The 1,941-nt window shown below is 71.0% G+C and carries 3 protein-coding genes; 2 read left to right on the forward strand and 1 reads right to left on the reverse strand.

The features are described from left to right. Nucleotides 1-722, reverse strand: a 722-nt coding sequence (locus tag RTU05_RS18080) for a type 2 isopentenyl-diphosphate Delta-isomerase (RefSeq protein ID WP_312599662.1), incomplete at its 3' end; no start/stop codon positions are given. Nucleotides 723-833: 111 nt separating this feature from the next. Between RTU05_RS18080 and RTU05_RS18085 the strand changes: the two genes are divergently transcribed. After that, complete coding sequence (locus RTU05_RS18085) at nt 834-1,730, forward strand: polyprenyl synthetase family protein (RefSeq protein ID WP_312599663.1); 897 nt, start codon at nt 834-836, stop codon at nt 1,728-1,730. Continuing rightward, the coding region (locus RTU05_RS18090) for an ATP-binding cassette domain-containing protein (protein WP_312599664.1) at nt 1,720-1,941 on the forward strand (222 nt) is incomplete at its 3' end. The genes RTU05_RS18085 and RTU05_RS18090, both read left to right, overlap by 11 nt.

Raw genomic sequence — 1,941 nt, forward strand, 5'->3', positions numbered from 1 at the left:
TCGGCCCGGCCGCCCGTCGCCCGCGCGCCTTCGATCAGGCCCCAGTTGGTGCCGCCCGCCCCCGCCACGTCCAGCGCGGCGACCCCCATATCCGCCAGACGCCGCGCCACCGCCCCCGACAGGCCGGCGCCGGTCTCCTTGACGATCACGCGGCCCGGATAGGCGGCGGCGATCTGTTCGATGCCGCGCGCCACCCCGCGCCAGTCGCGGTCGCCCTCGGGCTGGACGCCTTCCTGCAGCGGGTTCAGGTGAAGGATCAGGGCGTCGGCGCCGATCATCTCGATGGCCGCTCGGGCCTGATCGACGCCGTAACCCAGGGCGAACTGCACCGCGCCCAGATTGGCCAGGATCATCGCATCGGGCGCCCGGCGTCGCAGATCCGCCCCCAGGCCCGATCCGCCGTCCGTTTCCAGCGCCACCCGCTGCGACCCGACGGCCAGGACGACGCCCATCGCCTGGGACGCCTCGGCCAGGCGCGCATTGACCGCCTCGGCCCGCGACGGGCCGCCGGTCATCGAACTGATCAGGAAGGGCAGCCCCACGTCGCGCCCCAGAAAGCGCGCCGTCAGGTCGATGGCGTCGTGATCCAGATCCGGCAGGGCGTCATGGACGAACCGCACGGCCTCCAGCCCGGACGTCGTCCGGCTGACGCCGCGCCCGGCCCGGACATGGTCGATGTGCTCGTCCTTGCGCCGGATCAGGGCGTCGGCGGCGGTGGGCATCGGAAACGGCTCCTGGCGGGTTGCATCCGAACCGGTCGTGATGCCGTATGCGATCATAGAGGTTCGGATCGTCGTCGCAACGCGATGGTCAGGCGACACCAGGAGAACTGAATGGCGATCGTCGACGCAAGGCCACAGCGACCTCTGACGTACGATCCTTGCGCGCCCGATGATCTGCGGCTGCGGGTCCAGTCGCGTCTCGGTGAACTGGCGCCGTCTCAGGACGGGCTGTTGTCCCTGGCGGCGCGCGAAGCCCTGCTGGGACAGGGAAAGCGGGTCCGGCCGGTGCTGGCCATGCTGGCGGCGGCCCATGTCGGCGGCGACCCGGACGACGCCCTGGATTACGGCTGCGCGCTGGAGATGGTCCATGCGGCGTCGCTGGTGCTGGACGACCTGCCCTGCATGGACGACGCGGCCCTGAGGCGCGGTCAGCCGACCCTGCATCGCCGCCACGGCGAGGATGCGGCCGTTCTGGCGGCGGTGGCCCTGCTGAACCAGTCCACCCGGCTGATCCTGCAAAGCCGACTGCCGGCCGAGACGCGGCTGTCCATCCTGGACCATTTGACGCAGGCCGTCGGGTTCGAGGGTCTGGCCGAAGGTCAGATGCGCGACCTGCGCGACGACCCTGACACGCGCGACGCCGTCGCCCTGCGTCAGATCAACAATCTGAAGACCGGCGCCCTGTTCGCGGCGACGGTGCGCGGCGGCGGTCTGCTGGGCGGTGGCGACGAAGACGCTCTGGCCCGACTGACCGCCTTCGGCGAGGCGGTGGGTTTCGCCTTCCAGCTATGCGACGACCTGCTGGACGCCTGTTCGACGACGGGCGCCCTGGGCAAGGACGTGGGTCAGGATCAGGACATGACCACCTTCGTCGATCTGTGGGGCGAAGGGCGGGTGCGCGCGGCGGTGCGACAGTCCCTGGCCAAGGCGGCGTCGGCGGTCGGCTACGACAGTCCCCTGTCCTGCTATGTCCTCGATCTCTTCCGGCAGGCCGATCTTGAAGTCTAGCGTCGCGCCGGCGCTGGTGCTCGGCGACATAGACGCAGGCTATGACGACCGGCGGGTGCTGGAGAATTTCAGCCTGACCCTGAAAGCGGGCGAGGTCTACGCCCTGCTGGGCGCGAACGGCGCGGGCAAGTCCACGGTGGCCCGCGTCGCCTGCGGTCTGCTGCCGGTGCGGCGTGGCCGTGTGGCGGTGGGCGACGGAACCCCGACGCGC

The organism is Brevundimonas sp. (genome assembly GCF_032017145.1).
Lineage (GTDB): Bacteria > Pseudomonadota > Alphaproteobacteria > Caulobacterales > Caulobacteraceae > Brevundimonas.